Below are 26,547 nucleotides of genomic sequence, written 5' to 3' on the forward strand. Positions count from 1 at the left end.
AAGACCAGATGATATTTGCTTGTTTACATCAAATAATTGTTGATTTATTTTATTGTTTTCACCATAAATATCATTGTAATATGAACCAGATGTAATTCTCACGTCAAATCCTTTTGTGTAAGCTTAAGCATCGTTAAGCAATAAAAGTTCCATGTCTGCAATATCGGCAAAAGTGAAATTTCTATTAGTAAAATCACTTTTACATATTTTTAAGCAAAGAGTCCCTATAATTCCGTCCTCTTCACAAGACATGCCAGTGTGGTGAAATGGTAGACACGCCGGATTCAAAATCCGGTGGCGCGAGTCGTGGCGGTTCGAGTCCGCCCACTGGTACCACGAATTCTTCAAAAGCCCTGTTTTTAGGGACTTAAAACTTCATTTTTCCTTAATTTTTACAACCTTTCTTAAAAGAGACAACTTTTTGGTTTGAATTAAACAACTTTTTCGACAACTTTAGGGGTCAATATGAAGTATGTTTTTCGTACAAATTTAGGTTATTACAAATTCGCTCGTAAAATTCCAAACACAAATATTCAATTCATTTTTTCTCTTCAAACAAAAAATCTGAAAATCGCAAAAAAAATCACAAACTCATTTTTGCTAAAATCAGCTTTGTATTATAAAATGCTACAAAATATGTCAAAAGAAGAAATTATGGTCCGATACGCCGAAATAGACGATGCGTTAAATCAATACAAAGAAGCTGCCAAGCAAGAATATTCTATTTACGAAAAGACAAGACAAGAACATTTTAAATACAACGGAGCAGATGGTTCTCATCCAGAATCAATAGAATTTTGGCTTAAAGAGATGCAAGAATATATAGGTGGTCGAAGAACAGAACGTCAATCAATCGAGTTCGCTAGAAAGATACTAGCAAGATCGACTCCAGAGTTAAAGCAGTTTAGAGCATCACTAGTTACGGAAGAAGAGAAATTAACTTTTTTGCAGTGTTTAATAAAATCAGAAGCTGATCTTCTACAAATTGATGATGAAAGAGCAATGAGATATTTTACGGTCAAACGAAATCAAAGTAATTCATTGATGGCTGAAGATATAGAATTCCTAATTCGAAAAGTATTTGATGAGAAGCTTGATATGGGTAATTCTGTTATAGAGATTGATAAAGATGATGCAATACAAAGCTATAAAGATACCCCAAAAATTACAAAAAGAATGAAGAGTGAAGCGTATATGTTTGTCAATACGTTTTCTTTGCTCTTAAAGGTTTCTGATAAACGTTTTTTGAATGATTATGACGATAAGGATTTTGATTATTTTATGGAAACGTTTGTCTGGATTCCAGCATTTCAGGGTGGTAGAAAAAACTTTATTGCTACCATATTTGGGAATGATGATTTCATGCTGGCTAAATACTTCAAGAAGTTTTATATTGATAATTTAGATGATGATGAAGAAGATCTCCCTTTTAAAATCGATAAAGACTATCCTTATAGCGACGAAATTTTTAACAGCGAAGAACTTTTAGAAGAATTTGGCAAGTTAGATGTACAAAGCAACACAACTCTTTTAAATAAATACACAATTTTAAAGAAGTTTTTTGAGTGGTGTGTTGTCGATAAAAACTTTGTTAAAAAGACTCCATTTGGTTCTGAAAATGATTATAAATGGATGCAATTAATCAAAGATGTAGGAAATGCCGTAAAAACGAGAAACCCATTTTCAAACGAAGAAATATCAAATATGCTTAGAACCTTTATAGAACAAGATTTTTTTCAAAATGAGAACCTATCTTATTTCTATATACCGATGATATCATTATTCTCTGGGATGCGGATCGAAGAGATTTGTAAGCTGAAAGTAGAGCATATCATAAAAGAGAACGGTGTCTACTGTTATGATATTAAACCTCCTGTAAAAACTGTTGACTCAATACGAAAAGTCCCTATCCATCCTTTTATTTTGAAAAATTTGCGTTTTTTAGAATATGTGAAAACAAGAAAAGATCTTTTATTTGATCTACCTTTAACAAAGGTCAATGGGAAGATTAAATATTCTAAAAAATACTCAGGAATCTTTGGTGATTTCAGGGTTGCATTTGTTTCAAAAAAGAGAATAGAGGAAGATTTGATCAGTTTTCATTCGTTTAGGCACTACTTTGGAACAAATTTAAATAACACAGAAGTGAAGTTGAGTCATATATCAGCTTTATTGGGACATAAAATGGCAAACAATGAAAGTGTTACTTATTTAAAGCGTGATGTTGTAGCATTGAATAAGTCGTTAAACAAATTGACGATTAAGGTTTTTAAAACTGAGATGGATTTAATGACAGTTGGATTTTCGAAAGTAAAATTCAAAAAAACAAACTGATTTATTTAAAATAAAATAATTGTTTGGAGTTCTAATAACGCACTTCTGAAGAGAATTTTTACTATATTCTAAACTCAGAAAAACAAATCTTAATCAGCAAATAGCTGTTTAAAGCCCTATCTAATATAGAAGCGATATAATCTATCTTTTTACATTTCGATAGTATTTATGGAGTTTTTTTGAGCAAAAATGATAATTACTGCTTGTCATTTACAATGGGAGGATTATTTCATTCGGAATCCATAAAGATACTAGAATTATTTAATATTTTCCATAATTGGAATGAAGTTTCTCAAAGAGCACTTGAATCCAACATATTGCAGAGCAGAACCGTTAGCACTTCTAAGAGAGCATTGAGAGAAATTATTGCACGTCTCAAAACACTTACTATGGATGAGTTAGATCTACTTTCAAATGGCTCAGTTCATGATCAAAAATATCTTTTATGGCTAAGTACGTGCAGAAGATATGTGTTTATACATGATTTTGCAGTTGAAGTGATTCGTGAACGTTATTTGACGCTAAAGCATGATCTTCCGAATGAAGAATTTGATACTTTTTATAATTCAAAAGAGCAGTGGTATGAAGAGTTGGAAAAAATAGCAGAATCAACGAAAAGTAAATTACGTAATGTCTTATTTAAGATTCTCAGAGAAGCAGAGATCATCGATGCAAATAAACTCATTTTACCTGCTATGTTGACAAATGACTTGATAGGCTGTATCGCCAAACACAACATTAATGATTTATTGATTTTTCCAATTTCTGATATCGACTTACAAAAGGCAGATAGATGAGTGATATTCAATACAAGTCTATTGGTGATAGATATGAACATCTGTTAAGTGTAATGAGTAGTGAACGATTCAAAAAAAAAGAGGGACTAGGTAATGAAGTACCATTTTTTATTTGTCCATTCAAGACAAAAGAGACGGTAGAGATTGAAAAGCTTCAGCGTCAATTGGCAAATAAATTGACACAGTCTGGTGTACCAGTTTTGGAAATAAATCTTTATGATTTAGCTATAGAGATTTTAAAAGAAAATGACGATTGGGATTATTATTTAGAACAAGAAGTAGAGATGACTAAAGACCGATTCAAAGAAGAATTACAGTCGATCTTAGACATAGAAACTGTTTTTACACCTGAAATAGCTAAAAAAATGAAAAATGCTACATTTGATATTATGTTTATTACAGGTGTTGGTGAAGTCTTTCCATACATAAGATCACACAATATTTTAAACAATTTACAAAAAATTGCAAAAGACAAGCCAACTGTGATGTTTTTTCCAGGCGACTATAGACACTCTTTGGAAACAGGTGCATCGTTGGAACTGTTTGAAAAGCTTAGAGATGACAAATATTATAGAGCATTTAATATATTCCACTATGAAGTATGAAAGAGGATAGCATGAAATTAGCCACTATATTTAAGCAACCTGTAGATAGACCAATCGAAGGCGTAATTAAAGCCGATGACGATGCTAGTTTAGCACTAGAGGTTCGGGAGTACGTTTTAACCAATGAAGTGGAAAAAAGACTTGAGAAATTTTTGGATGCCTACAATCACTACGAAGGAGCGAATGGCGTTTGGATTTCTGGATTTTTCGGTTCTGGTAAATCTCACTTGCTTAAAATGGTGGCGCTTCTTTTAGAAAATAGAGTACTTGATGATAAATCTGTCTTAGACTCATTTCTTGAAAAATGTGGTGATAATGAGATCCTTAGAGGAGATATTAAGAAAGCTGTATCGGTACCATCTCAAAGTATCCTTTTTAATATTGACCAAAAAGCTGATGTTATTAGTAAAACAGAGATCGATGCTCTTCTCTCTGTATTTGTAAAAGTATTTGACGAAGCATGTGGATATTATGGTAAACAGCCATATATTGCACAATTTGAAAGAGATTTAGATACTGATGGCTTGCTGGATGAGTTTAAAGCTGAATTTGAACAGCTTGCATCAAACGATTGGGCTTGGGGACGGATGCGTGCTAAAAGAGTTGCATCTTATGTTGACGAGGCATACAATAAAGTTTCATCTCAAAAAGTCACCGATATTTTGGATAAGTATCGAAGCGACTACAGTTTGTCTATTGAAGATTTTGCTGAACATGTCGCTGGCTATATAGATTCAAAAGGGAAAGATTTCAGATTGAATTTTTTTGTTGATGAGGTTGGTCAATATATTGCAGAGAATACCAAGCTTATGACGAATTTACAAACTGTGGCAGAGTCACTAGCAACTAAATGTCGTGGTCAGGCTTGGGTTATTGTGACTGCCCAAGAAGACATGAACAGTGTCATCGGTGAAATGAATCAGAAAATGGGAAATGACTTTAGTAAAATTCAAGCCCGTTTTTTAAATCGGATGAAGCTTACGAGTGCTGATGTGGCTGAAGTTATTCAAAAAAGGCTACTGCTTAAAAATGATGAAGGGATTGATGTTCTCAGTAAGGTTTATCACGAACAAGTCAATAATTTTAAAACAATGTTTGATTTTACGGATGGATCACAGCAATATAAAAATTTTCAAGATAGAGATCATTTCATTCATAGCTATCCTTTTATCCCCTATCAATTTGTTCTATTTCAATCAGCTATTCAGGATCTTTCCAAGCATGGTGCTTTTGAAGGTGAACATACTGCAGTGGGCGAACGCTCCATGTTGGGTGTTTTTAGAGAAGTAGCAATTCAAATCAGCAACCATAACATCGGACAGCTTGCTACTTTTGACTTAATGTTTGAAGGTATTCGTACTGCGTTGAAATCACAAATACAGCGAGCTATCACTGTTGCAGAGAAGCATCTTGATAATAAATTTGCGATAAGACTGCTCAAGGCATTGTTTTTGGTTAAATATGTCAAAGAGTTTAAACCTACAATGCGAAATCTCTCTGTGCTGATGTTAGAAGATTTTAATCAGGATCAAGCTGCGCTTCGTAGAAACATAGAAGAGGCACTAAACTTACTTGAGCAACAAACATATATACAACGAAACGGTGATCTTTATGAGTTTCTCACTGATGAAGAGAAAGATGTTGAACAAGAAATTAAAAATACTGACGTAGAAGCATCTGATGTAGCTGAAGAACTTCAAAAAATTATCTTTGACCAGATCATAAAAAATAGAAAAATACGTTTTAGCGAAAACTCGCAAGATTATGTATATGCACGAAAGTTGGATGATAAATTGCAAGGAAGAGACTATGATCTTTCGATCCATGTCATTACACCATTAAATGAAAATGCAGCGAATGAGTCCATTCTTCGTATGCATAATATGGGTAAAGATGAACTGCTTGTGATTATGCCTGAAGACGATAGATTGGTTCGTGATATTTTGATGTATAAGCGAACAGAAAAATACATTCGTCAAAATATATCCGTAACACAGCAAGAAGCCATCAAAAGAATTCTTACTGATAAGGGTTACCAAAACAGAGAACGACATGCTGATTTGCAAAATAATATTAAAGCAGCACTTTCTAAAGCAAAACTATATGTGGGTGAAAACGAGCAGGATATTAGCAGTGAAGATCCGCAGATTCGTATCAATAAAGCATTTCAAGTTTTGATACTAAGAGCTTACCCAAATCTTGTAATGCTAAGAGGAATTGAATACACTGAGAAGGATGTCTCTCAGTGTCTAAAACGTTCAAAAGATGGTCTTTTTAGTAATGACGCTACTTCGTTAGCTGATTCAGAACAGGAGATCCTTGCATTTATTCAGAGCAACAAACGTGGTGGCGTCCGAAGCACTATCAAAAGTGTTGTGGAAAGATTTGAATCAAAGCCTTATGGATGGTATTTTGCTGCAATAGCTTGTAATATAGCTCACCTGATAGGTAGAGGTAAAATAGAACTAAAAGATGACAGTAATACTCTTGAAGACAAAGCATTGGAAAAAGCACTACTAAACACGAGCATGCATCCTAATATTGTCATAGAGCCACAGCTTGATTTTACTCAAGCTCAAGTAAGAAACCTAAAAGAAATTTATGGAGAGGTTTTTGATGCACCTCCTCGTAATGGAGAAGCAAAAGAGCTAGCCATTGAAACATCACAAAGCTTTAAAGATAAGTTATCAGAGCTGGAAAAAATGGTAGTTCAAAAATCACAATTTCCATTTTTAGTTACGCTAAATGAAGTTATTTTAATGCTGCATGACATTGCGAATAAGCCTTACACGTGGTACTTAAGCGAGTTAACAAACTATGAAGACAAGCTTTTTAGTTATAAAACTAAAATAATCGCTCCTATTATTTCATTTATGAGTAATGGTTCGCTCAAAACTATCTATCAAGAGGCTGTACAATTTCTTGATAAGCAAAAAGCTAATTTTGCTTACATCGATGATAGTGAAGTGAAATTGATAGCTGATATTTTAGTAGATACTGAATGCTATAAAGATAACAAGCTAAATACTGCGAAAACATTAATGGGAATATTGACGCAAAAAATTCAAGACGCATTGCAAAAAGAGCTTACTAGCGTAACATCGGCTGTTAATATATTCAAAAATCGACTCGAATCTTCTGAGGATTTTACGAAACTTACGGGAGATCAACAAGCTGCTTATTTGCAAAAATTCGATGATTTTATAAATAGTATGAGTTCTCAAACACTTATAGCGGTGATTAGCGATAATCTACGACGTTTTGAAGATCGTGAGTATCAGAGTATGCTTATAGAGATATCCTCACTTGTTACACCAAAACCTACGCAGACTGTAGTAGGCGAACTTACAAGTACAACAATATCAACTACAGAGCCAAAAATTGAATATGTTAAAAGTAGAGAACTGAATCTAAATTTTAATAAGCCTTGGCTTGCAAATGAAGATGATGTGGACAGTTATTTGGAAAAAATGAGAATAGCACTGCTTAGAGAAATCAGAGATGGAAAAAGGATTCAAATATGATCACAAAATTAAAACTTACAAATTTTACTGTCTTTGATGAACTTAATATAGATTTTTCTCCTAAAATTAATATTATTATAGGTGAAAATGGCACAGGTAAAACGCAGCTGTTGAAAGCTGGATATGCTTTATCTACTAACAATAAAATATCTGACAGTGATATTGAAACTAGCTTGACATCTAGACTGCTTAAATTGTATATGCCAATGGATGACAAAATTGGTAAAATGAAAAAATATGGAACGGATGAAATTGCAAAAATGAAAATTACTTTTGATAGTGAAAAAAGTTTTGAATGTAGTTTTAATCACAACTCCAGAAACATTGCTGTTCAAGAAAATAATGACTATTTTGCATACATAAGTCAATCAACTTATATTCCTACAAAAGAAGTTCTTTCCTTTATGAAGGGCTTTACGAGTCTTTATGAAAACTACAAGTTATCATTTGATCAAACATACTTTGATATTTGTTCTCTTTTGGATTTACCTGAGATACATGAAGATAAATTACATGTAAAATCTAGATGGGCTATGAATGAGATTGAAGTTATATGCGGTGGTAAATTCAAGTTTTATGGTGGAGGTAAAGTTACATTTATTGTTGGTGATGATGAGTATTCAGCAAACTCCATGGCTGAAGGCTTTAGAAAAGCTGGAATGATTTCAAGACTTTTGGAGACTGGAGCTATCGCACCAGGAATCACTGGAACACTTTTTTGGGATGAACCAGAAACGAATATGAACCCAAAATTAATGAGATTATTTGTTGAAATACTTTTAGAGCTTTCAAGAAATGGTCAGCAAATAGTCATAGCAACTCATGATTATGTATTTTTAAAATGGTTTGATTTACTAAAAAATGAAGCAAAAGATGATCATATTAGATTCCATGTTTTGTACAAAGACAATCTTGATTCAGTAATTAAACTACAAAGCACAGACAGTTATATTCAAATAGAACCGAATGCCATTTCAGATACATTTAACGATATTACAAAAGAACAAGTAAAATTGAAAATGGCTGGATTAGGTCAATGATATTGGAAGAAAATGACTTAAGATTTGATTTTACTAATGCAATAGATGCTTTTGTTTTTGATCAAATGAACCCTTCATTGCCAAATTATCATGGGGTAAATAATATGTCTCGTGTAGACTTTATTGTTGAATTAGATAATGCTATTTTGTTTGTTGAAGTTAAAGATCCAGATCACCCAGACTCTACGCTAGAGATTTTAGAAAGATTTCTTACAAAACTGGAAAATGGTAAATTAGGTAATATTTTTGCATCGAAATTTATAGATACTTTTTTATATCGATGGGCAGAAGATAAATTAATAAAACCTGTATATTATTTAAGTCTTGTTACTTTGGATAATGCACAAGTTATCCAACTATCTGACGAAATTGTTAGAAAACTACCTCCATTAGGTGTAGCTGCACCTCGTTGGAAAAAACAACTTTTTGAAAACTGTCAGGTCTTCAATATTAATACTTGGAATGAAAATTTTCCAAATTGGCAAGTAACTAGAATAAGTCAACAACATGAAGCAGGAACCGACTAAATGGAGACAACCAAACTAAAACGATTCGCACAACATGCCAGAATTACACTGATTGATACGGTTAAAACCAAACTTGAGCTTGTATTGCATGAAAGCAGTAATGCCAGACGAGAGCATCCACAAGCGATTGAAAAACTTCAACAAGAGATAGTGAAGAGTTCAAAAGATCAAGTGATTGATAAAGTAGCCTATATCTGGTTTAATCGTTTTATCGCTCTGCGTTTTATGGATGTTAATCGCTACACTAAGTTGAACATCGTATCTCCTGAACCTGGGCAGTTTCAACCAACTATTCTTTCCGATGCGAAGATGGGGCATGTGGATGAAAGTTTGGTTAGTGATACTATTAAAGAGAAAGTCCTAGCTCTACTTGATAATAGAACTCCAAGCAAAGATCCGCAAGGTGAAGCCTATAAGTTATTGATTGTTTCTACCTGTAACTACTACTCTCATGCAATGCCGTTTCTATTTGAGCATATTGCTGACTATACTGAACTTTTGATGCCTGATGATCTGCTCTCTGGTACTTCTATACTTAGTTATGTACGAGAAGCGATGACTCCTGATGTTTGTAAAGATGTTGAAGTGATTGGATGGTTGTATCAGTTTTATATCTCCGAGAAAAAAGATCAAGTTTTTGAGGGTATTAAAAACAATAAAAAAGTAACTCCCGAAAACATCCCCGCTGCGACACAGCTCTTTACTCCCCACTGGATAGTGCAGTATATGGTAGAAAATTCTCTCGGACGACTTTGGATGCTCAATAACCCTAGTTCAAAGCTTATAGAGAAAATGGACTACTACGTCAAGCCTAAAACGCCTGAGAGTGACTATCTCAAAATAGCATCGCCTCAAGAGCTAAAGGTGTGTGATCCTGCATGTGGAAGTGGTCATATCTTGGTGTATGCGTTTGACTTACTTTATGAGATTTACAAAGAAGAGGGAATCGATGAGTCAAGCATCGCCGAGCTTATCTTAAAATATAACCTTTTTGGCATCGAGATAGATGAGCGAGCTGCAGAACTAGCAGCCTTTGCGCTGGCTATGAAAGCAGCTTCACGCAGTGAAAGTAAAAGAAGATTTTTTAGAAACCCTATAGAAGTAAATATCTGCAAGCTTGAAACTATCAGTTTTAGTGATGAGGAGATAGGTAGTTATATGAATGCTATCGGCAGAGATCTCTTTACGAGTGATTTACAAACGACACTGAAACAGTTTGAAGAAGCAGATAATTTTGGTTCACTTATTCAGCCAGCAGTGAAAGATGTAACAGTAGTTTTACAAACACTCAAAGAGAAAAATGTTAGCCATGACCTCTTTTTGGCTCCTACTCATGAAAAGGTTTTACAGGTTTTAGAGCAAGCAGATTACTTGAGTCAAAAATATCATGTGGTTGTGGCGAATCCTCCTTATATGGGTGGAAAGGGTATGAGTGAAAGTCTAAAAGTATTTTTAAGTGATAATTTTGAAGATGGTAAGTCTGACCTTTTTTCAGCTTTTATAATAAGAAATACTATATTGGCATTACCAAAAGGTCAACTTGGATTTATGACTCCATTCACATGGATGTTTATCACAAGTTATGAGAAACTAAGAGAATTTATAATAAATAATAAGACTTTGACATCACTAATTCAGCTTGAATATTCAGGGTTTGATGGTGCAACTGTACCAATATGTACTTTTACTCTACAGAATACATTTCATCCAGAATATTTAGGTGGATATATAAAACTATCTAATTTTAAAGGTAGTGATAACCAATCTCCCAGAACTCTTGAAGCGATAAAAAATAATGATTGTGGTTGGTTCTACAATTTCATTCAAAGTAACTTTAAAAAAATACCTGGAATGGCTATATCATATTGGGCAAGTGATAATTTTATAAAATTAATGGAATCATCAAAAATTTTAACTACAAGGGCTGTAAAAGGACTTGATACGGGTGGCAATATAGACTTGTTTTTAAAAAGGTGGCATGAAGTTAGCCAAAATAAAATTTCTTTATTGAATGAAAATTCTGATGCCTGGTATCCAATAGCAAAAGGTGGAGAATTTAGACGATGGTATGGTAACCATGATTTTGTAATAAATTACAAAGATAATGGTTCAGCTTTGAAAAAAAATAAAGCTAATCTAAGAAATGCAAACCATTATTTTGAAATAGGCGCTACATGGACTGTTGTTTCAAGTGGTGGATTCGCTGTTAGATTTTTGCCTAGAGGTTTTCTTTTTGATCAAGGAGGATCAGGTATTTTTCTTGAAGAAGACGATCATCTTAGTGTAGAAGAAATAATTGGAAGTCTAAATAGTTCAATTGACAAAGAAATCTCTAAAATGCTATGTCCGACATTAAATTTTACAACTGGTGATATCAGAAAATTTCCTGTATGGAAAAATGACATTTTAAAAGTAAATACAAAAATGTTAATTTCAATTTCACAAAAAGATTGGGATTCATACGAAGCTTCATGGGATTTTAAATCTCTTCCAATTGTAGTTAGTGTGCAGCACAAAAGTACGATTCAAGAGAGTTACGATTCTTTAAGCGCTATTTGGCAGTCTCAGGTAGATGAGATGAAAAAGCTTGAAGAAGAAAACAATAAAATATTCATTGAAGCATATGGATTGGAGGATGAGATACCTCAAAATGTTCCAATAAAAGAGATAACTCTTACATGTAACCCATACTATCGCTATGATGCTAAAAAAAGCAAAGAAGAGTTAGATGCTCTGCAACGTGCAGATACCATAAAAGAGTACATCTCTTATGCAGTTGGTGTTATGTTAGGCAGATATTCCTTAGATCATGATGGCTTACATATAGCCAATCAAAACGAGTCCATAGATGAAGCCAATGCAAAATTCAATATTCAAAACCCAACCTTTGAAGCCGATGATGACAACGTCATCCCAATTTTAGATGGCGACTGGTTTACCGATGATATCAGTGAACGATTTTTACAGTTTGTAAAAGTCACTTTTGGCGATGAGCATTATGCAGAAAACGTCCAATTTATTGAAGATGCTATTGGTAAAAGTATCAGAAAATACTTTCTAAAAGATTTTTACACGGATCATGTTCAACGATATAAATCACGTCCTATTTACTGGATGTTTAGTAGTTCAAAAGGTAGTTTTCAAGCTCTCATTTATATGCACCGATACAAAAGTGATACAGTGAGTGTCATACTCAATGATTATCTAAGAAACTACATTACTAAGCTAGAAGCAACAAAAGAAAATCTGGAAGCCATAGGGATAAAAGCAGATGCTCCAAAAAGTGAAAAAGTAAAAGCACTAAAAGATATAGAAAATATTAAAAAAATGATCGCAGAGTGTTTGGAGTACGAGAAAGAGATCCTCTATCCTCTCGCTACTCAGAAGATAGAGATAGATTTGGATGATGGCGTAAAAGTTAATTATCCTAAATTTGGTAAGGCACTTAAAAAAATTGTTGGGCTGAGTTGATGAATTCACAAATTAAGCAAGCACTAGATAACTTATTCCAAAAGCACCGTATCATTTTTTGGTACGATGAGAATCAGGAGTTTGGAGATGACTTTGAGCATCTTGAATTTGATAATGTCACTAAACTTGAAATCAAGAATAATGAGTTTCAACTAAAATATCAAATATTGCGTGATCAAAAAGATACAAATTTTTTACTTTACAAGCGAGAAGCAAGACCTAAGGATAATCTTTCTAATTGGCTCTTGGATGTCGAACTTTATAGTGGTGAATTTAGAACAGATCAAGTAGCAATTTGGCTTAGTGAACTAGAGCTTGGTTTTGAGTTTGGTGATGTGATACAAGGGCATATAGAGTTTTTTAATTCCAAAGAGCGTATCGATAAGCTTAAAAAAATTATTCTAAAAGAAGATACACCACGATCATTACGATCCAAGATGATGAGTATTATATGTGGCAGTGATACGAGAGTTGATACTATACTTGAAAGCTTACTAGCGGAAGAAGCGAAGAAAAAAGATGATAAGTACAAACTTTTATTACGCTGCAATCTTGATGGTTTCTTATGGGAAAGTATACAGCGTCACTACGGTTATAGCTCCAAGAATGTAAGTGTTAAAGACTTTGTGATTACTCTATTTAAAGACACCTACTATAGTAATTTTGAGGATACAAAAATATTGAATGGAGACTCTTTAGTCTTCATGAATCGCTGGAAAGATAGTAGAAAAAATCAAGACTCTTTTGAGGCTCATGCAGCAGAGTGCGAAGAGATGCTAAACATTGAAGGAGATTTATTTCATAGAGACTTTAGGGATCTGATGGCATTGGATTTTTTCAATATCATCGATAAAAAAATTATCAGTGATTTGGTCAAAGCAGTGAGTGAGCGAAAGGTTAGTTCTGGGGCTGTAACCCTTTGGGTAAGAGCTAGAAGACAGAGCCATTGGTATGAATCATACAGCGATATCTATGATGCTATTGATTATGCTGCTAAATTTATCTCTACTCTGGATAAAACAGTCTTGCATATCGATAGTCTTGAAAATGGAGTTCAACTTTACAGTAATAACTGGTTTAATATCGATAAGCTCTATCGAAAATATATTTATCATATGCGAGCATCAAAACAGCCAACACTACTGGATAAGCTGACTCAGACTATAGAAAATTTGTACACTAACAATTATTTATTGATTTTAAGTGATGCATGGCAGAATCACATCGATAAACTCGATAAATGGACTATTCCGACGTACCCGATGCAAAGAGATTTCTATTCAAAATATGTCGAGCCTACTCTGAATAAAAATGGAAAAATTTATGTCATTATCTCTGATGCATTGCGCTATGAAGTTGGTGACGAACTTGTCGGTTTAATCCGTCAAGAAGATATGTTTGAGGCAACTATCGAACCTGCAATATCAATGTTGCCAAGTTATACACAATTAGGAATGGCATCGCTTCTTCCAAATAAAGTATTGTCATTCAGCGGTGATGATCAAGCTACAGTTATCGTAGATAATATTAACGCTAGAAGTACAAGTCGTGAAAAGCTCTTGACTTCTTATGTACCTAAGAGTGTAACCATTAAAGCTAAGACGCTCATGAGTATGGTAAAAGACGGAGAAGATGGCACGAGGGCTTTGGTTAGAGATAATGATGTCGTTTATGTTTATCATGACGTTATCGATAATGCTGGTAAGCTTAAAACAGAAGATACTGTGTGCAAGGCAGCCGAAGATTGTCTTGCAGAACTAAAGCAAATTATTAGGAAGTTAACTAGCGCTAATGCAACCAATATTATCGTAACTGCTGACCATGGATTTATTTATCAAAACAATGTGATTGATGAGAGCGATTACCTAGGTGTTGCTGCGAGTGGTGAAGAGATCCTTTATGATGATAGACGCTTTGTTTTGGGCAGAAAACTACATGAAGAAAAAAGTTTCAAAAAATTCACTTCAGAACAGTTGGGTTTAGTCGGTGACATAGAGGCATTGATTCCAAAATCAATTAATAGACTTAAAAAAAGTGGCTCTAGTAGCAAGTTTGTACATGGTGGAGCCACTCTGCAAGAAATAGTAATCCCAGTAATCCAGATTAATAAAAAACGTAAGAGTGATACAGCTCAAGTGGATGTTGATATTATCAGAGGTTCAAGCCCAGTCATCTCTTCAGGTCAGCTTGCTGTCACATTTTATCAAAAAGAAGCGGTAACGGATAAACTATTGCCAAGAGTTTTAAAGGCTGGCATTTATACTTTAGAAGGTTCTCTTATTTCAGATACTCATACACTTGAATTTGATCTTACCTCTGATAATGCTAGGGAAAGAGAATTGAAAGTTAGATTCTTGCTTTCACAAAATACAGATGATTTTAATGGACAAGAAGTGGTGCTCAGACTCGAAGAACAAGTAGATAAAACATCTCATTATAGAGAGTACGGTTCAATGCGATATCAGATGAGACGGTCTTTTAGCAGTGACTTTGATTTTTAGGAGTTTATCATGAGCAAATTAGACGATAAGATAAATGATTATTATGCTGGCTTAGTTGTTCGCAAAGACTTAGTGAAAACCGTTAAAGGAAATGCGATAGTTCCATCTTATGTATTGGAATATCTGTTGGGTCAGTACTGTGCCACTAATGATAATGATAGTATTAATTCAGGAATTCAAACAGTCAAAGAGATCCTATCTAAGCATTATGTTCATCGGAATGAAGCTGGACTTATTCGTTCAACAATCAAAGAAAAAGGTCGTCACAAGGTTATAGATAAAGTAAGTGTTTCGTTGAATGAAAAATCTGATACCTATGAGGCTGAATTTTCTAACTTAGGTATCAAAAAAGTACTCATCGACTCTGGAACAATCAAGACACATCCTAAACTTTTAGTAGGTAGTGTTTGGTGTATTTGTGATTTGGAATATGAGCATACTGAAGATAACGGTGCCACTCCTTGGATTTTAGGTTCCATAAAACCGATTCAACTTTCACATTTTGATTATGATGGTTATTTAGAAGCTCGAAAAAAATTTGATACGGATGAATGGATAGATCTGCTTATGCAAAGCATGGGATTTGAACCAGAAATGTTTGGTAAGCGTAGTAAGATGCTTCAGTTAGCCCGTCTTATCCCTTACTGCGAACGTAACTATAATATCATCGAGCTAGGTCCAAAAGGGACAGGTAAATCGCATATTTATTCTGAATTTTCACCGCATGGTATTTTGATATCAGGGGGAGAGGTTTCAGTACCAAAACTTTTTGTGAATAATTCAAATGGCAAGCTTGGTCTCGTAGGCTATTGGAATGTTGTTGCTTTTGATGAATTTGCTGGACAAGATAAAAAAGTTGATAAAGCGCTCGTGGATATTATGAAAAACTACATGGCGAATAAGACATTCTCACGTGGTATTGAGACATTAGGTGCAGAAGCATCAATGGTATTCGTTGGAAATACAGCTCATTCCGTACCTTATATGCTCAAACACACGGATCTTTTCGAAGAGGTTCCTGGCAAATATCATGATTCTGCATTTTTAGATCGTTTACATTTCTATCTTCCAGGATGGGAAATAGACATCATTCGTGGTGAAATGTTTTCAAGCGGATACGGGTTTGTTGTTGACTATATCGCTGAGATATTGCGTTCATTACGAAATGACGATTATTCTGATCGATATAAAAAACATTTTACACTTTCTAATGAAATCTCTACTCGTGATAGGGATGCTATCAATAAAACTTTTTCTGGTCTGATGAAAATTATTTTTCCACATGATGAAGCCACAGTAGAAGAGATCGAAGAAATACTAAAGTTTGCAATTGAAGGTCGCAAGCGTGTTAAAGATCAGTTAATGCGTATTGATTCTACGTATGTAGAGGCAAAATTTTACTATGAAGATAATAGTGGAAGAAAGTATTTTGTTACCACTCTTGAAGAGGACGAATATCCAAACTATTATCATAAAACCATTGGAAGTGGATCAGATGAGACCATTGTTGATAATGTTACATCTATCCAAACAAAGTCTGATAGTCTAAACGATGTAAGCGCTGAAATTGTAATGACACTGTCTGATGATTTATCAGAGAAGCATCTTACATTTAAAGAGAATCAACGTGGAGTCACGTTTGACTCATTGTTCGGTAAGTACCTCACAAATGCCAAAGAGATCACTCTAACCGATCCATACGTCCGTATTTTTTATCAAGCCCGCAATTTGATGGAGTTTATGGAAACCATTGCGAAGTATAAGCCAGAAGGCGACATCGTTAAATTCCATCTTATAACGATAGAAGATGAGTTTAAAGGTGATCAGCAAGGAGAATTTTTACAGCAAGTAAAAAATGCTTGTCAATCTGTTGGTATTGATTTTACATGGGAATACGATGTGACACAGACCATACATGCAAGACATATTGAAACCGATCATGGCTGGAAAATTTCACTTGATCGTGGATTGGATATTTTTCAGCAATACGATATGAACGATGCCTTCAATTTTAGTAATCGTCTTCAGCAGTTTAGAACGTGTAAGGCGTTTGAGATAACGTATATGAAAAAGTAGGGTAGATATCGAATATTGTACTCACGCCACTTCCGTATCCATAAAATCTTCTCTCTCCTGATAACCATTCAGCCAATTTTCGACTCCTACTACACCTGATTTCAACCTTCTAATAACTTTTGAGTCTTTTTTTATAACTATGATTTCTAAATCAGTGATGTATCGACCTGTTTTGATTTCATCATACTTTACTTTCAAGTCGCTGGAATCATTAATGGTTTTAATTGCAGGTACAAGTACACGTTCTTTAAAGTTTCCATAAGCGTTGTTTAATGAGCTTGGCGTTGACAACATATTTCTTAAAGGTTTCATACCAATAGAGAATTTTCTACCAGCAACAAATTGACTACATAGCATATAGATACGTTTTGTGTAAATACTTTTAATAGCAAGTATCGATTCTAAATTTCCCATAGCATATAACTTTGGTTTAATTAAGTGTTCGGTCAAATTAGGATGAAGTTTAATTTCAATTGAACCCTTACGTGAGTTGAGTTCAAATTTTTCTACCCATGGATATGGATCTTCATTGTTCGATTTGGCAAATAGTATAGGTTCACTTATAAGCTCTTGTTTTGCATTTTCTAGACTCTTGCGATTCAACTTGCGACCAAATCGTTGTTCCAATTGCACGATAGAAACTTGATAGCTATTTAACGAAGTATCTTCATTTGTAATTTGAGCGATGAGAGTATAGATAATATCTAAAGCTACGATTCCGACATTATAATGAGCATAATTAAGTGCGTGTGAAAGTTTTATAACGTTTCGTTTATTGAATTTTCTGATGATTTCTGACATATTTTATCCTTATATTTTTTAATATGAAAGTATTATTGCATATTTTTTTAGAAAAATCTTATCACTGTAATTTTTTGTCACTGAATGTACTTTAATGAAATGCCTAATGTAATTTAGATTTTTCCATTTGATCATTTTGTACGTCACAAGATGTAATCTTAAATCCGCTGAAAATACCTTAGCACTTAATCATAGCCACCTTAAAGCTTTTTGTTTTAATACTCTTATATATAAAGAAAAAGAACTTATAGCCGCAAAACGAGTTTTGACACGAAATTTGACGCTATAGAGTTTTTTACAGGGCAAGCCCTCTTTGGCTACGCCAAATTCACCCGCCCATGATATTGAATAGGAATGAAAATTTTAAAGTGCAAAGCATAGAACTATGCATATAAGTGAACAATGTAGATTAAGAGATTGGAAGAGTTGAGATGGAATAGAGAAATACGAGGAGACTTGAAGGGGGGAACTTAGGGAACTATTGCACAGATAAGGACTATGAATTTACTATTAGTAAATTTAGCCTAGCCCCAGAGGGTACCCGTTTTTAGAAAATATTTTCTATGAATATCATAATAAACAAGATTAATTCTAATATATATTATATAATATTAATATAAAAAGATTCGCTATCAGCGATTTCTTACACTATAAGAAAAACTATTAAACTATTATGGAGATTATCATGAGCAAAAAACAAGTAAAGAGTTATACCCTCTCAACGGAAACAGTTAAAGCGATTGAAGCTTATGCTGCGAATAGTGGCAATTCACTAAGCCAAGGCGTTGAATATCTAATATTGCGGGGGCTAGAAAATACGCAAATTGCAGAACAATTAACGGATCGTGTGACACAACATATCAACAGATTTATTGACTCAGATCGTAAAAATACAGATCGATTAATAAGTGTTTTAGTGGGGCAGACAAGAAGCATCGGGAAAATCTATGGTGTTGTAATAACTGCTGCTGTCAGAGAAGGATTAATCAAGCAAGAAGAGCTTGAACAAATTTATGGCTCAGGCATAAAAAAATGTATAGCTGATTTAAAATCAGGAGGACAAGACAATGGATGAGTGTCCTGCCGAAATGAGTTTTGAAGAATGTCTCAAGCAGATGATGAAACGTCACCATGTCCAAAATACAAAAGTTGTAGAGACTCAGTTTAAAAATATTCCAAACTCTTCACACCCGATTTTTATGAAATCAAGTTTCATTGGTGGAGGTGGTGGTAGAAGTTTAAAATCAATAAGTAGTCATTCAAATTTTCATTCTCACACTGGTTCGTATAGTGGAGGCGGATTTGTAATGTCATTTGGACATGGTAATAATAGCTATGTGAGCGGTGGATTTAGTGTTGGCGGTGGATCATGGCGTACAGCAGAAAAAACCGTTGCAAAAGGTGGGGTAGTGGTTAAAAATCAAACGGTTGTCATTAAGAGTAATTTTGAGATGGCTGGACGATTAAATCAACAGGGGAAGCGTCCCAATGCTAAAGCTGTGGGTACACATGCTTCAGCTTCATTGGATTACATGGACAATCATGGTTCAAAAGATTTAGATCAAGAAGACGGACTTTCAAATACCTATGATGAAAACGGTGAGCGTATGAGTAAAGATGAGCTTGATGCTATGAAAAAAGAGTTAAATGGTGGTATTGGTGCATTTCGTCGCACTGTTATCGATACAGGACAAAAAGAGTTTGATAGGGATGATCTAAATCGCCTTGTCCGTGAGTCTATGCAAACTTTTCAAGAGCAGACTGGAAAAAGTTTCGAATATTCTTATGCTATCCATACGGACACGGATCACACACACGCTCATGTTTTGAGTTATGGGAAAACTCATGAAATTAACATGACCAAAGAGCACTTGCAACTTTTCAAAGAAATTGCAGCCGATAAGACAGAAGAACTTCTACGTGAAAAAGTGCTTGATCATGATCGTCATTTATCGCTTCATCAAAAAATTGACAAAGCACTAGACGGGGTGCTAGACGATAAAGACGATTACACACAGACGAAAACTCAATCATTATCATTATAGGAGATCAAAGACATGAAAACATTTTTAGAACGTATCAACGACTTAGCAGCACAATATATTACTATGCCATTGCAACGGTTTTTTTTATACATAACCATTGGATTATTAATGACACTAATCGTCATTGCATTGGTAGCACCCTTAAGTATTGCAAAATTCATGGCAGTTACGGGATTATATATCACTTCAGTGATTACAGCATTGCTGGCGTATGGTAACTATCAAATAAATAATAGGGTAGAAGTGGAAACGGAGAGTGAAACGATTTTAGAAGAATATGATGGGGAAATAGACACTGCCACAAAACATAACAATGCGTTTGTGGCATAGGAGGAAGAATATGACATTTATAGAATTCAGCCGAAAGCTTCGAACCGCTTCTATCATTGGAGGTTTTGTAGGACTTGGGCTTGGCTTGGCAATTACTCGAATGGATGCTCCTCTTCCATTTTACAACTTAGCTGATTTAATGCCTCAAACGATGGAAGGAATCAGCCCGTGGCTTTATGAGGAGACAATCAAAGAATTTTTGGTTCCGAACCTATCAGTATTTTTAACCTATTTTTTACCAGTTTGGATTGGTGCGTTATTTTATCTCTTTAAGTATGATCAAAAAGAGGACGAAATATTCAAAAGGGGGTCACAGCTCTTATCACCGAAAGAACTGAGAAAACATATTTTAAAAGTACTGAAAAAGTCCCACGATACCCACAGATTAACGCTCGGAATCGAACAAATACCTATTCCTTTTACCCAAGAGGTCAAGAATTTTTTATTTGTTGGTATGCCAGGCTCAGGGAAGAGCCAAAGCCTCTATTCCCTTCTGCTTGGCAACGTCAATGATAAAGGGAAACAGCTGACAGGCGGGGTCGTCGATTTCAATGAGCCACTCATTTGTTACGAACGTAAAGGGGATGATTTTGTGGCTCCACTATATCGACGAGGGAGAGATTATCTATTTGATCCACGGGATCGGGATAGCATTAAGTGGAATATTTTTCGAGATTTATTAACCGAAGACGGCGACATAGATGAAGCTATGGTCAACTTTTTTGTGAATTCCATTGCTCCCGTTAGTGATTCGAAGGCAGCTCATTTCGAGGAGCAAGCACAAAGCATCGTAAAAGCGGTTCTGTTGGCAGTAGCAGGGAGCGAAAATCCAAGCAATAAGGCATTAATAAATTTTTTGAGAATGTATCCAACACCAAAGGCGTTAAGGGCTGCTTTATTGGCAAATCCTACCGTGATATTATTTGGAGCTGATAACGCTGTGCATGGGAGTTTAACGGTTGATTCACAAGAGAATCTTGATAATCAGGCTACATCGGTGTATGCAACTTGTAATAAGGTGTTTAAGAATCTTTCGAATCGTGCATTTTATTATGAGGGTGGAGATTTTAGTGTTCGTGAATTTATCGCATCACTTAAAGATAAAAACGTAGATATTAGGCTTTTTGTCGTCAATACAGCTAGTCAATCAGGGGCATATAACACGTACTTTGGTCTCTTTTTTACATTGCTCTATAAGCATATTTTGACTTTACCTAATAGCAAAACTCGACGGATCGTTATGGTTCTTGATGAATTGATGTCATTGGCTTCAGGCGGTAATAAATCATTAGGAAAGTATCTAATTAGTGAGCTTATCAATACATTAGCAGAGAGCAGAAGCAAAGGGCTAAACGCATTGATAGCGTTTCAAGGATTAAGTCAGGCAAACGAAATAGTCGGCGATAATCTGATCAAAAGCCTTTTTCAAATGTGTGGAACGAAGATTGTGCTGCAATACAGTGAACCTTATGGTCAAAAATTATTGAGTCAATTCCTTGGAGAAAAGGAAATTGACCGTAAAAAGCAGGGAATCAATAGAGCGAGCCAAGCGGGACAGGATAGATTGAATGAAAGCGACGAGGAGAAAATAAAGAAAATTGTGTTGGAAAGCGAGTTTGCAAACCTTGAGCCATTGGAAGCATTTATCAAAATCGGGAACTTTCCAGCGAGCAAAATCAAGTTTGGATACCAAGAACCAAAAAAGATTTGTGATCCACTGATACGAAAGGATTTACCGTATTTTCAAACGCTGATAGAAGATCAGAATTCCCAAAGTGGATTCGTGGCATAAAAGCGATTGACGTAAAATTGATACGCTTTCCATTCGGAAAACGGCATACTGCTTTTTATTGATTGAATGGTGTTTGTTTGTGGCGAAGATTCTCAAAAATCACCCTCAAAGAGACGATCCGTTCTCTGCTCATTCACTTCCCGATCCGACTTTTTACGATTCAGTTTTGGATACACCTCTACATTTTCGCTGACACAAACATGACCGCACCGCTTATCAGGTTTTTCCCAGTGAATCTATCCCTTTTTCTCGCATAAAAGGTCAATCGGAGCGATACGGGGAGAAAGAAATCTCCAAATCTCTATGAGGAGCTTAGATTTTTATCTTCTAAAAACAAACAGGAGAAAAAGGTCTGCACAAAGCTCCACAAGGAGAAAGTATTTTTTGAAAGACTAAATCAACACGAGGAAACTGTTATGAAATTAATAACCGAGAAGCAACAAGAGCGTATCCCCGAACTCTACGCCCAAGAGAGTGTTAGCGATCCGATTGTGTATCTAAAAATCACTTGCATGAATGCGTTTTGGCTGATTACAGAGCTGGACAAAGGGAAGGGATTGGCGTTTGGATACGCTCAAATCATTGAAGGAGGAGGCGAATTAGGCTATATTTCACTCGAAGAAATTAACGAATTACGAGAAAATTATTATGTAAGCGTCAAAGCGGTAGAAGAACCGCTTTCAAAACTCAAAGCTGAGTTTGGGCTATGAGTTTATTTGATCATTTCGAATGGCTCATGGAAAAATGGGCTGAAATTATTTTTTAAAGAGGAATAAACAATATGAAAAAATTTATGATCATAGCTGCAACGGCTATTTTGGCAACGGCAGCAAACGCAGCGGTGAAAGATATTCACCTCTCAGGTGGAACGTCAACAATCGATCATGCAACGCAGCCTATTTATGAAATCGGTTATGGGGTATCGGGTTGTTTTGACAGCGGTTTAATGCTTGGGATTGAGTTTAATGTCGGTGGGGCAAATACTCCCAAAGAGACGACCTATAACTACAGCGGAGATATGAGAGTGGGGTTCTCGCCGATTAAAAATACCTCAGTGTATGCAATCGGATCGGCAATGACTCAATCGTATAAAAATACAACGGGCTACGGTTTCGGATACGGTGGAGGAATGGAGTACCGATTTAACAATTCTTTTGCGACAGCGGTTGAATATAAAACGTTCTCTATGACAACGAAAGTTGGAGATTATGATTTTGATTCAACACAGTTGAAAATGAAATACACCTTCTAATCGGGGCTTCCCCGATTTGCCAAGCCCACGCCCTTGACCCTTCCACAAAATCAGCCTTTCTCTTTTTAACCGAAAAAGCCCTTTTTGAAAAAACCTATTCTCCTTCATAATATCCATAAATGTTAGATTCATTTTATATTGCCATAAGTGAAACTGACTTTGAAATTACCAATATGCTAATTTCAAACCAAGTCTTCTTCTGTCTCCTACATTCCATAAACACATACGGAAACTAACGACGAAGATAGAAAGGTTTTCAAAAGAGGTATGGCTTTTTCTGAAATAGAAAGGAAAAGATCCAACCACACCGAAAATCTTCAACAAAGATAGAAGGACGGAGAAAATGACAATACAAGATTTGCAAAATTACAAAAGCACTTCAGGACTCGAAAGAGAAACAATGCATATTATTTTGAATAATATCGAAGAAGAGTATGAGGAAAGTTTTTTCGAGGATTTGATGTCACACGGTTGTGTATCTGGCATGGTAAGTGGTTTGATTTACTATGCGGAGACAGTGAAATTTTTTGATGATAACAGAGTGGAAATTGGAAAAATGCTATCTGATACTTTAATTGAGTGCGGATTGAAATGTGCCAGTGAACTTTTTGGAGATAAATTTGATAGTGATGATATGCTTTGCATAGAGACAACAAACCAAAATTTATTAGCATGGTTTGCATTTGAAGAAACAGCAAGAGCTATTGCTTCAAATCTTGGAATGGAGCTTTGAAATATCAAGCTCCATATTTACGGTGAATTTTTTTAAATTGATACCCACCTTCCCGCCCCAGAGAAATTTGAAATCCAAGAGAATAATTAGTGAATTATTATGGTTCGAGTCCACAAAGTGGAACCGAACCAACTATGTAATTATGAGTGTGAATTTATAAAGTGAAAGTTGAAATAAAGGTGAAAAAAGTTACAATTTTATAAGTTTAAATTAAGCCTAAAAGAAACAACTTTAAGGTTTATTGAAGTTTTATTCAAAGTACAAAAAGTCTTCTAAAGTACATAAAATAGGCGTTTCAAAGGAATATTGAAAATTTATAGGGAAGGTTCCGCCCACTGGTACCACCCCCTTATTCAGATTAGTCCAATATCATCCAAAAAATCCTATCAAAACCCCTTGTTTAGCCACTTTACCTATTTTTCACGTCCAAATCAATCCGAGCCAATCCATCCAAATCCAAACTCTTAATGTACGTTTTAATGTACTTTACAATCAAAGTACATTGTGCTAATCTACTGTTTAGTATGTTTCAACTTAAGTACATTTAGCAGGGGTGCATGATGGCAAATAAAAAAGTAAAATCACTTACGGATACCGAGATTAAAAAATTAAAGCCTAAGTTTGAAGAAAATAAGGACTACACGATATCAGATGGCAATGGCTTGCAACTGCTTATCAAATTAGATGGTCGTAAAATTTGGGAAATTCGTTACACAATTAATGGCAAAGCTAAAAAAACTACTTTGGGAACTTATCCAACCGTTACCCTTGCCAAAGCAAGAGCGATGCGTGATGAATATAGAAGTAAGTCCTTTGAGGGTATAGATCCGATCGATGAGCGTAAAAAAGCAAAAGAGATTATTGCCGAAAAAGAAGCAGAAAATCAGGCTCTATTAAAAGGAGAATTTCACAAAGTCGCCTATGGGTGGCTAGAAAGCTTATCTGAAGCAGAGAGTACACATACGAAAAGGGTGAATTCTTTCGAAGCGGATATTTTGCCATTCTTCTGCACGTACGATAAATATAAAAATATTGTTTCCTCAAAACATATCAAAGATATAACCCATCCAGAATTGTTGAAGGTATTATTGAAGAAAGAAGAAAAAGCCCCTGTTGTTGCGAGTCGACGATTTTATGATTGTAAACGTTTGTGGAGATATGCAATCAATCATGGTCATACAGACGTCAATACTCCCGATAGAATAAGTACCGATGCTTTTAAAAAACATGAAGTGAAACATCGTCCAAAGATTACTGATGAAAAAGTATTGGGAGAAATGCTTAGAGCGATAGATCGCTATGAAGGTTCTGGCGGTGTCATAATTCGGAATGTTTTGAAACTTGCCGCTTTGACAATGCTAAGAATTGGTAATTTAGCAACGTTAAAATGGAATAATATTTATTTCAAAAAAGGTCTAATTATTATCAAACGTTCAGAAATGAAAGTTAAAGATAAAAATTTGCCTGATTTCGTTTTACCTTTGTCACGTCAAGCTATTGAAGTTTTGAAAGAGACTAAAGAATTGACTGGTTGGGGTGAATGGGTATTTCATGGTATCAAAGATCCCAAATGGCATGTTAACAAAGAGAGCGGTAATAAAGCGTTACGAAAAATGGGATTTACGGATGAAGAGAGTGGACGAAAACAGACATTGCATAGTTTTCGTGGTACTTATGCAAGCTTGGCGCGAACGCATCATAAAGATCACGGGGCAGTATTTGAAGCATTAGAGAGAGTTTTGGATCATCAAGAAGGTAGTCAAGTTGTTCGAGCTTATGCGCATATGGCGGATTATACGGAGCAGATGAGGGAACTATTGCAATGGTGGGCAGATTTCCTAGATGATTTGAAAGTCAGAAAATACGAGTGAATAAGTTTATACTGCAAATTTACATTTTTGTTTATATTTAATATGAATAAATTGGATTATCTATATAAAATAATTGATAAAAAGATATATTCTTAAACAAGAAATGAGTTCCAATCTAACTAAATATCCAATACACTTAATTTAGCCAGAACGTTCCCGAAAGACTCTTCACGACTCATCAGTGAAAATGAGAATAGGGTATAGGGTATAGGGTTATGGTACTGAAATGGATGAGAGGATTTTAGCAGTTATTTTATCCCCTACAAAATAACTATCCTGCAATGTGCTGAAGATACTCAATCATCTTGAAATATCCGATCAGCATCTCAAACATTATCCGCCACAGTATTTCAAATCCGATAAATAAAACCATGAAACCAAGAACAATCCTGGATGTTGAAATAGGAAACGTTCGCATCAAAGCTTTGGCTATTTTGAGGACCCATAATCGTTTGATCCAAAGCAGGGCAGGGATCATCAATGCTCCCAGATAATAGAAGGTAATCAGTACCGGAATCGAGATAAACGATTCAAAGGTTAAAAAGTTCATTTATATCTCTTTATCTTGAATGATTTTCTCAATCGCATCGAGTTTTTGTGCTTTGATGTAATTGGCAATAAATGGCTCTACCCAATCCGGAACTTCTGCTCGTCCTTCAACTCCCCATGAATTGACGGTTCCATAACTCATCTTCACCAGCTCGGCGAACTCTTTTTTATTCAGGTTGACAGACTTGAGAAGGGTTTTGAAATCAGAAAGTAACAATTTGCATCCTTTAATAAAGAAATGGTATCTAAAAAGTTGCGATTTGCATAATAATGGCTTAAGCGTGTTTGTATTAATATTG

20 protein-coding genes and 1 tRNA gene are annotated in these 26,547 nt (G+C 35.0%); 18 read left to right on the forward strand and 3 right to left on the reverse strand.

From position 1 onward, the window contains the following. Positions 1–252: 252 nt before the first annotated feature. From PHC76_RS12765 to brxL, 10 genes are all read left to right on the forward strand, one after another. Positions 253–336 (forward strand) — tRNA-Leu (locus PHC76_RS12765). Positions 337–465: 129 nt separating this feature from the next. Beyond that, the gene (locus PHC76_RS12770) at positions 466–2,334 is read left to right on the forward strand and encodes a site-specific integrase (RefSeq protein ID WP_300210309.1); all 1,869 of its coding nucleotides are present in this window, start codon (positions 466–468) and stop codon (positions 2,332–2,334) included. A gap of 179 nt (positions 2,335–2,513) precedes the next feature. Further along, positions 2,514–3,131: a DUF1819 family protein gene (locus PHC76_RS12775; RefSeq protein WP_300210310.1), complete on the forward strand. Its 618-nt coding sequence runs from the start codon at positions 2,514–2,516 to the stop codon at positions 3,129–3,131. After that, positions 3,128–3,736, forward strand: a complete 609-nt coding sequence (locus PHC76_RS12780; RefSeq protein ID WP_300210312.1) for a DUF1788 domain-containing protein — start codon at positions 3,128–3,130, stop codon at positions 3,734–3,736. Before PHC76_RS12775 ends, PHC76_RS12780 begins: the two co-directional genes overlap by 4 nt. A gap of 11 nt (positions 3,737–3,747) precedes the next feature. After that, positions 3,748–7,260: a BREX system P-loop protein BrxC gene (gene brxC, locus PHC76_RS12785; protein WP_300210314.1), complete on the forward strand. Its 3,513-nt coding sequence runs from the start codon at positions 3,748–3,750 to the stop codon at positions 7,258–7,260. Further along, on the forward strand, positions 7,257–8,300 hold the full coding sequence (locus PHC76_RS12790; protein WP_300210316.1) for an AAA family ATPase: 1,044 nt from the start codon (positions 7,257–7,259) through the stop codon (positions 8,298–8,300). Before brxC ends, PHC76_RS12790 begins: the two co-directional genes overlap by 4 nt. Further along, positions 8,297–8,827: a hypothetical protein gene (locus PHC76_RS12795; protein ID WP_300210318.1), complete on the forward strand. Its 531-nt coding sequence runs from the start codon at positions 8,297–8,299 to the stop codon at positions 8,825–8,827. Before PHC76_RS12790 ends, PHC76_RS12795 begins: the two co-directional genes overlap by 4 nt. Next, positions 8,828–12,298 carry a BREX-1 system adenine-specific DNA-methyltransferase PglX gene (gene pglX / locus PHC76_RS12800; protein ID WP_300210320.1) on the forward strand — a complete coding sequence of 1,157 codons (3,471 nt, stop codon included), beginning with the start codon at positions 8,828–8,830 and terminating at the stop codon, positions 12,296–12,298. It abuts the gene before it with no gap. Then, entirely contained in the window at positions 12,298–14,799 is a 2,502-nt protein-coding gene (gene pglZ / locus PHC76_RS12805; protein WP_300210322.1) for a BREX-1 system phosphatase PglZ type A, read from the forward strand. The genes pglX and pglZ overlap by 1 nt, the downstream gene beginning before the upstream one ends. Positions 14,800–14,808: 9 nt before the next feature. Further along, positions 14,809–16,875 carry a BREX system Lon protease-like protein BrxL gene (gene brxL / locus PHC76_RS12810; RefSeq protein WP_300210325.1) on the forward strand — a complete coding sequence of 689 codons (2,067 nt, stop codon included), beginning with the start codon at positions 14,809–14,811 and terminating at the stop codon, positions 16,873–16,875. A gap of 21 nt (positions 16,876–16,896) precedes the next feature. Here the strand turns inward: brxL and PHC76_RS12815 are convergent, their stop codons facing one another. Further along, the gene (locus PHC76_RS12815) at positions 16,897–17,676 is read right to left on the reverse strand and encodes a replication initiation protein (protein WP_300210327.1); all 780 of its coding nucleotides are present in this window, start codon (positions 17,674–17,676) and stop codon (positions 16,897–16,899) included. 685 nt (positions 17,677–18,361) lie between these two features. On the opposite strand from PHC76_RS12815, the gene PHC76_RS12820 reads away from it, so the two are divergent. The 8 genes from PHC76_RS12820 (at position 18,362) to PHC76_RS12855 (ending at position 25,699) form a co-directional block, all read left to right on the forward strand. Further along, positions 18,362–18,751, forward strand: a complete 390-nt coding sequence (locus PHC76_RS12820) for a hypothetical protein (RefSeq protein ID WP_300210330.1) — start codon at positions 18,362–18,364, stop codon at positions 18,749–18,751. After that, positions 18,744–19,721: a hypothetical protein gene (locus PHC76_RS12825; protein WP_300210332.1), complete on the forward strand. Its 978-nt coding sequence runs from the start codon at positions 18,744–18,746 to the stop codon at positions 19,719–19,721. The genes PHC76_RS12820 and PHC76_RS12825 overlap by 8 nt, the downstream gene beginning before the upstream one ends. A gap of 12 nt (positions 19,722–19,733) precedes the next feature. Beyond that, complete coding sequence (locus PHC76_RS12830) at positions 19,734–20,051, forward strand: hypothetical protein (RefSeq protein WP_300210334.1); 318 nt, start codon at positions 19,734–19,736, stop codon at positions 20,049–20,051. Positions 20,052–20,061: 10 nt separating this feature from the next. Continuing rightward, positions 20,062–21,843: a type IV secretion system DNA-binding domain-containing protein gene (locus PHC76_RS12835; RefSeq protein ID WP_300210336.1), complete on the forward strand. Its 1,782-nt coding sequence runs from the start codon at positions 20,062–20,064 to the stop codon at positions 21,841–21,843. Between the two features lie 416 nt (positions 21,844–22,259). After that, positions 22,260–22,553 (forward strand): DUF2958 domain-containing protein, encoded by a 294-nt coding sequence (locus PHC76_RS12840; protein WP_300210338.1) that lies wholly within the window; start codon positions 22,260–22,262, stop codon positions 22,551–22,553. Between the two features lie 71 nt (positions 22,554–22,624). Next, positions 22,625–23,095, forward strand: a complete 471-nt coding sequence (locus PHC76_RS12845) for an outer membrane beta-barrel protein (protein ID WP_300210341.1) — start codon at positions 22,625–22,627, stop codon at positions 23,093–23,095. A gap of 343 nt (positions 23,096–23,438) precedes the next feature. Continuing rightward, positions 23,439–23,828 carry a hypothetical protein gene (locus PHC76_RS12850; protein ID WP_300210342.1) on the forward strand — a complete coding sequence of 130 codons (390 nt, stop codon included), beginning with the start codon at positions 23,439–23,441 and terminating at the stop codon, positions 23,826–23,828. 560 nt (positions 23,829–24,388) lie between these two features. Further along, on the forward strand, positions 24,389–25,699 hold the full coding sequence (locus tag PHC76_RS12855) for an integrase arm-type DNA-binding domain-containing protein (RefSeq protein WP_300210344.1): 1,311 nt from the start codon (positions 24,389–24,391) through the stop codon (positions 25,697–25,699). 271 nt (positions 25,700–25,970) lie between these two features. On the opposite strand, the gene PHC76_RS12860 is transcribed toward PHC76_RS12855, so the two are convergent. After that, positions 25,971–26,249: a DUF4282 domain-containing protein gene (locus tag PHC76_RS12860; RefSeq protein WP_300210346.1), complete on the reverse strand. Its 279-nt coding sequence runs from the start codon at positions 26,247–26,249 to the stop codon at positions 25,971–25,973. Then, positions 26,250–26,465, reverse strand: coding sequence for a hypothetical protein (locus tag PHC76_RS12865; protein WP_300210347.1), 216 nt, complete (start codon positions 26,463–26,465; stop codon positions 26,250–26,252). Positions 26,466–26,547: the final 82 nt, after the last annotated feature.

It is taken from the genome of Sulfuricurvum sp., assembly GCF_028710345.1.
Classification (GTDB): Bacteria; Campylobacterota; Campylobacteria; order Campylobacterales; family Sulfurimonadaceae; genus Sulfuricurvum.

Excerpts from the sequence above, each read along its gene's own strand:
- PHC76_RS12770 (WP_300210309.1), top strand. The coding sequence starts at position 466 with ATGAAGTATGTTTTTCGTACAAATTTAGGTTATTACAAATTCGCTCGT.
- PHC76_RS12780 (WP_300210312.1), top strand. The coding sequence starts at position 3,128 with ATGAGTGATATTCAATACAAGTCTATTGGTGATAGATATGAACATCTG.
- brxC (WP_300210314.1), top strand. The coding sequence starts at position 3,748 with ATGAAATTAGCCACTATATTTAAGCAACCTGTAGATAGACCAATCGAA.
- PHC76_RS12790 (WP_300210316.1), top strand. The coding sequence starts at position 7,257 with ATGATCACAAAATTAAAACTTACAAATTTTACTGTCTTTGATGAACTT.
- PHC76_RS12795 (WP_300210318.1), top strand. The coding sequence starts at position 8,297 with ATGATATTGGAAGAAAATGACTTAAGATTTGATTTTACTAATGCAATA.
- pglX (WP_300210320.1), top strand. The coding sequence starts at position 8,828 with ATGGAGACAACCAAACTAAAACGATTCGCACAACATGCCAGAATTACA.
- pglZ (WP_300210322.1), top strand. The coding sequence starts at position 12,298 with ATGAATTCACAAATTAAGCAAGCACTAGATAACTTATTCCAAAAGCAC.
- brxL (WP_300210325.1), top strand. The coding sequence starts at position 14,809 with ATGAGCAAATTAGACGATAAGATAAATGATTATTATGCTGGCTTAGTT.
- PHC76_RS12815 (WP_300210327.1), bottom strand. The coding sequence starts at position 17,676 with ATGTCAGAAATCATCAGAAAATTCAATAAACGAAACGTTATAAAACTT.
- PHC76_RS12820 (WP_300210330.1), top strand. The coding sequence starts at position 18,362 with ATGAGCAAAAAACAAGTAAAGAGTTATACCCTCTCAACGGAAACAGTT.
- PHC76_RS12825 (WP_300210332.1), top strand. The coding sequence starts at position 18,744 with ATGGATGAGTGTCCTGCCGAAATGAGTTTTGAAGAATGTCTCAAGCAG.
- PHC76_RS12830 (WP_300210334.1), top strand. The coding sequence starts at position 19,734 with ATGAAAACATTTTTAGAACGTATCAACGACTTAGCAGCACAATATATT.
- PHC76_RS12835 (WP_300210336.1), top strand. The coding sequence starts at position 20,062 with ATGACATTTATAGAATTCAGCCGAAAGCTTCGAACCGCTTCTATCATT.
- PHC76_RS12840 (WP_300210338.1), top strand. The coding sequence starts at position 22,260 with ATGAAATTAATAACCGAGAAGCAACAAGAGCGTATCCCCGAACTCTAC.
- PHC76_RS12845 (WP_300210341.1), top strand. The coding sequence starts at position 22,625 with ATGAAAAAATTTATGATCATAGCTGCAACGGCTATTTTGGCAACGGCA.
- PHC76_RS12850 (WP_300210342.1), top strand. The coding sequence starts at position 23,439 with ATGACAATACAAGATTTGCAAAATTACAAAAGCACTTCAGGACTCGAA.
- PHC76_RS12855 (WP_300210344.1), top strand. The coding sequence starts at position 24,389 with ATGGCAAATAAAAAAGTAAAATCACTTACGGATACCGAGATTAAAAAA.
- PHC76_RS12860 (WP_300210346.1), bottom strand. The coding sequence starts at position 26,249 with ATGAACTTTTTAACCTTTGAATCGTTTATCTCGATTCCGGTACTGATT.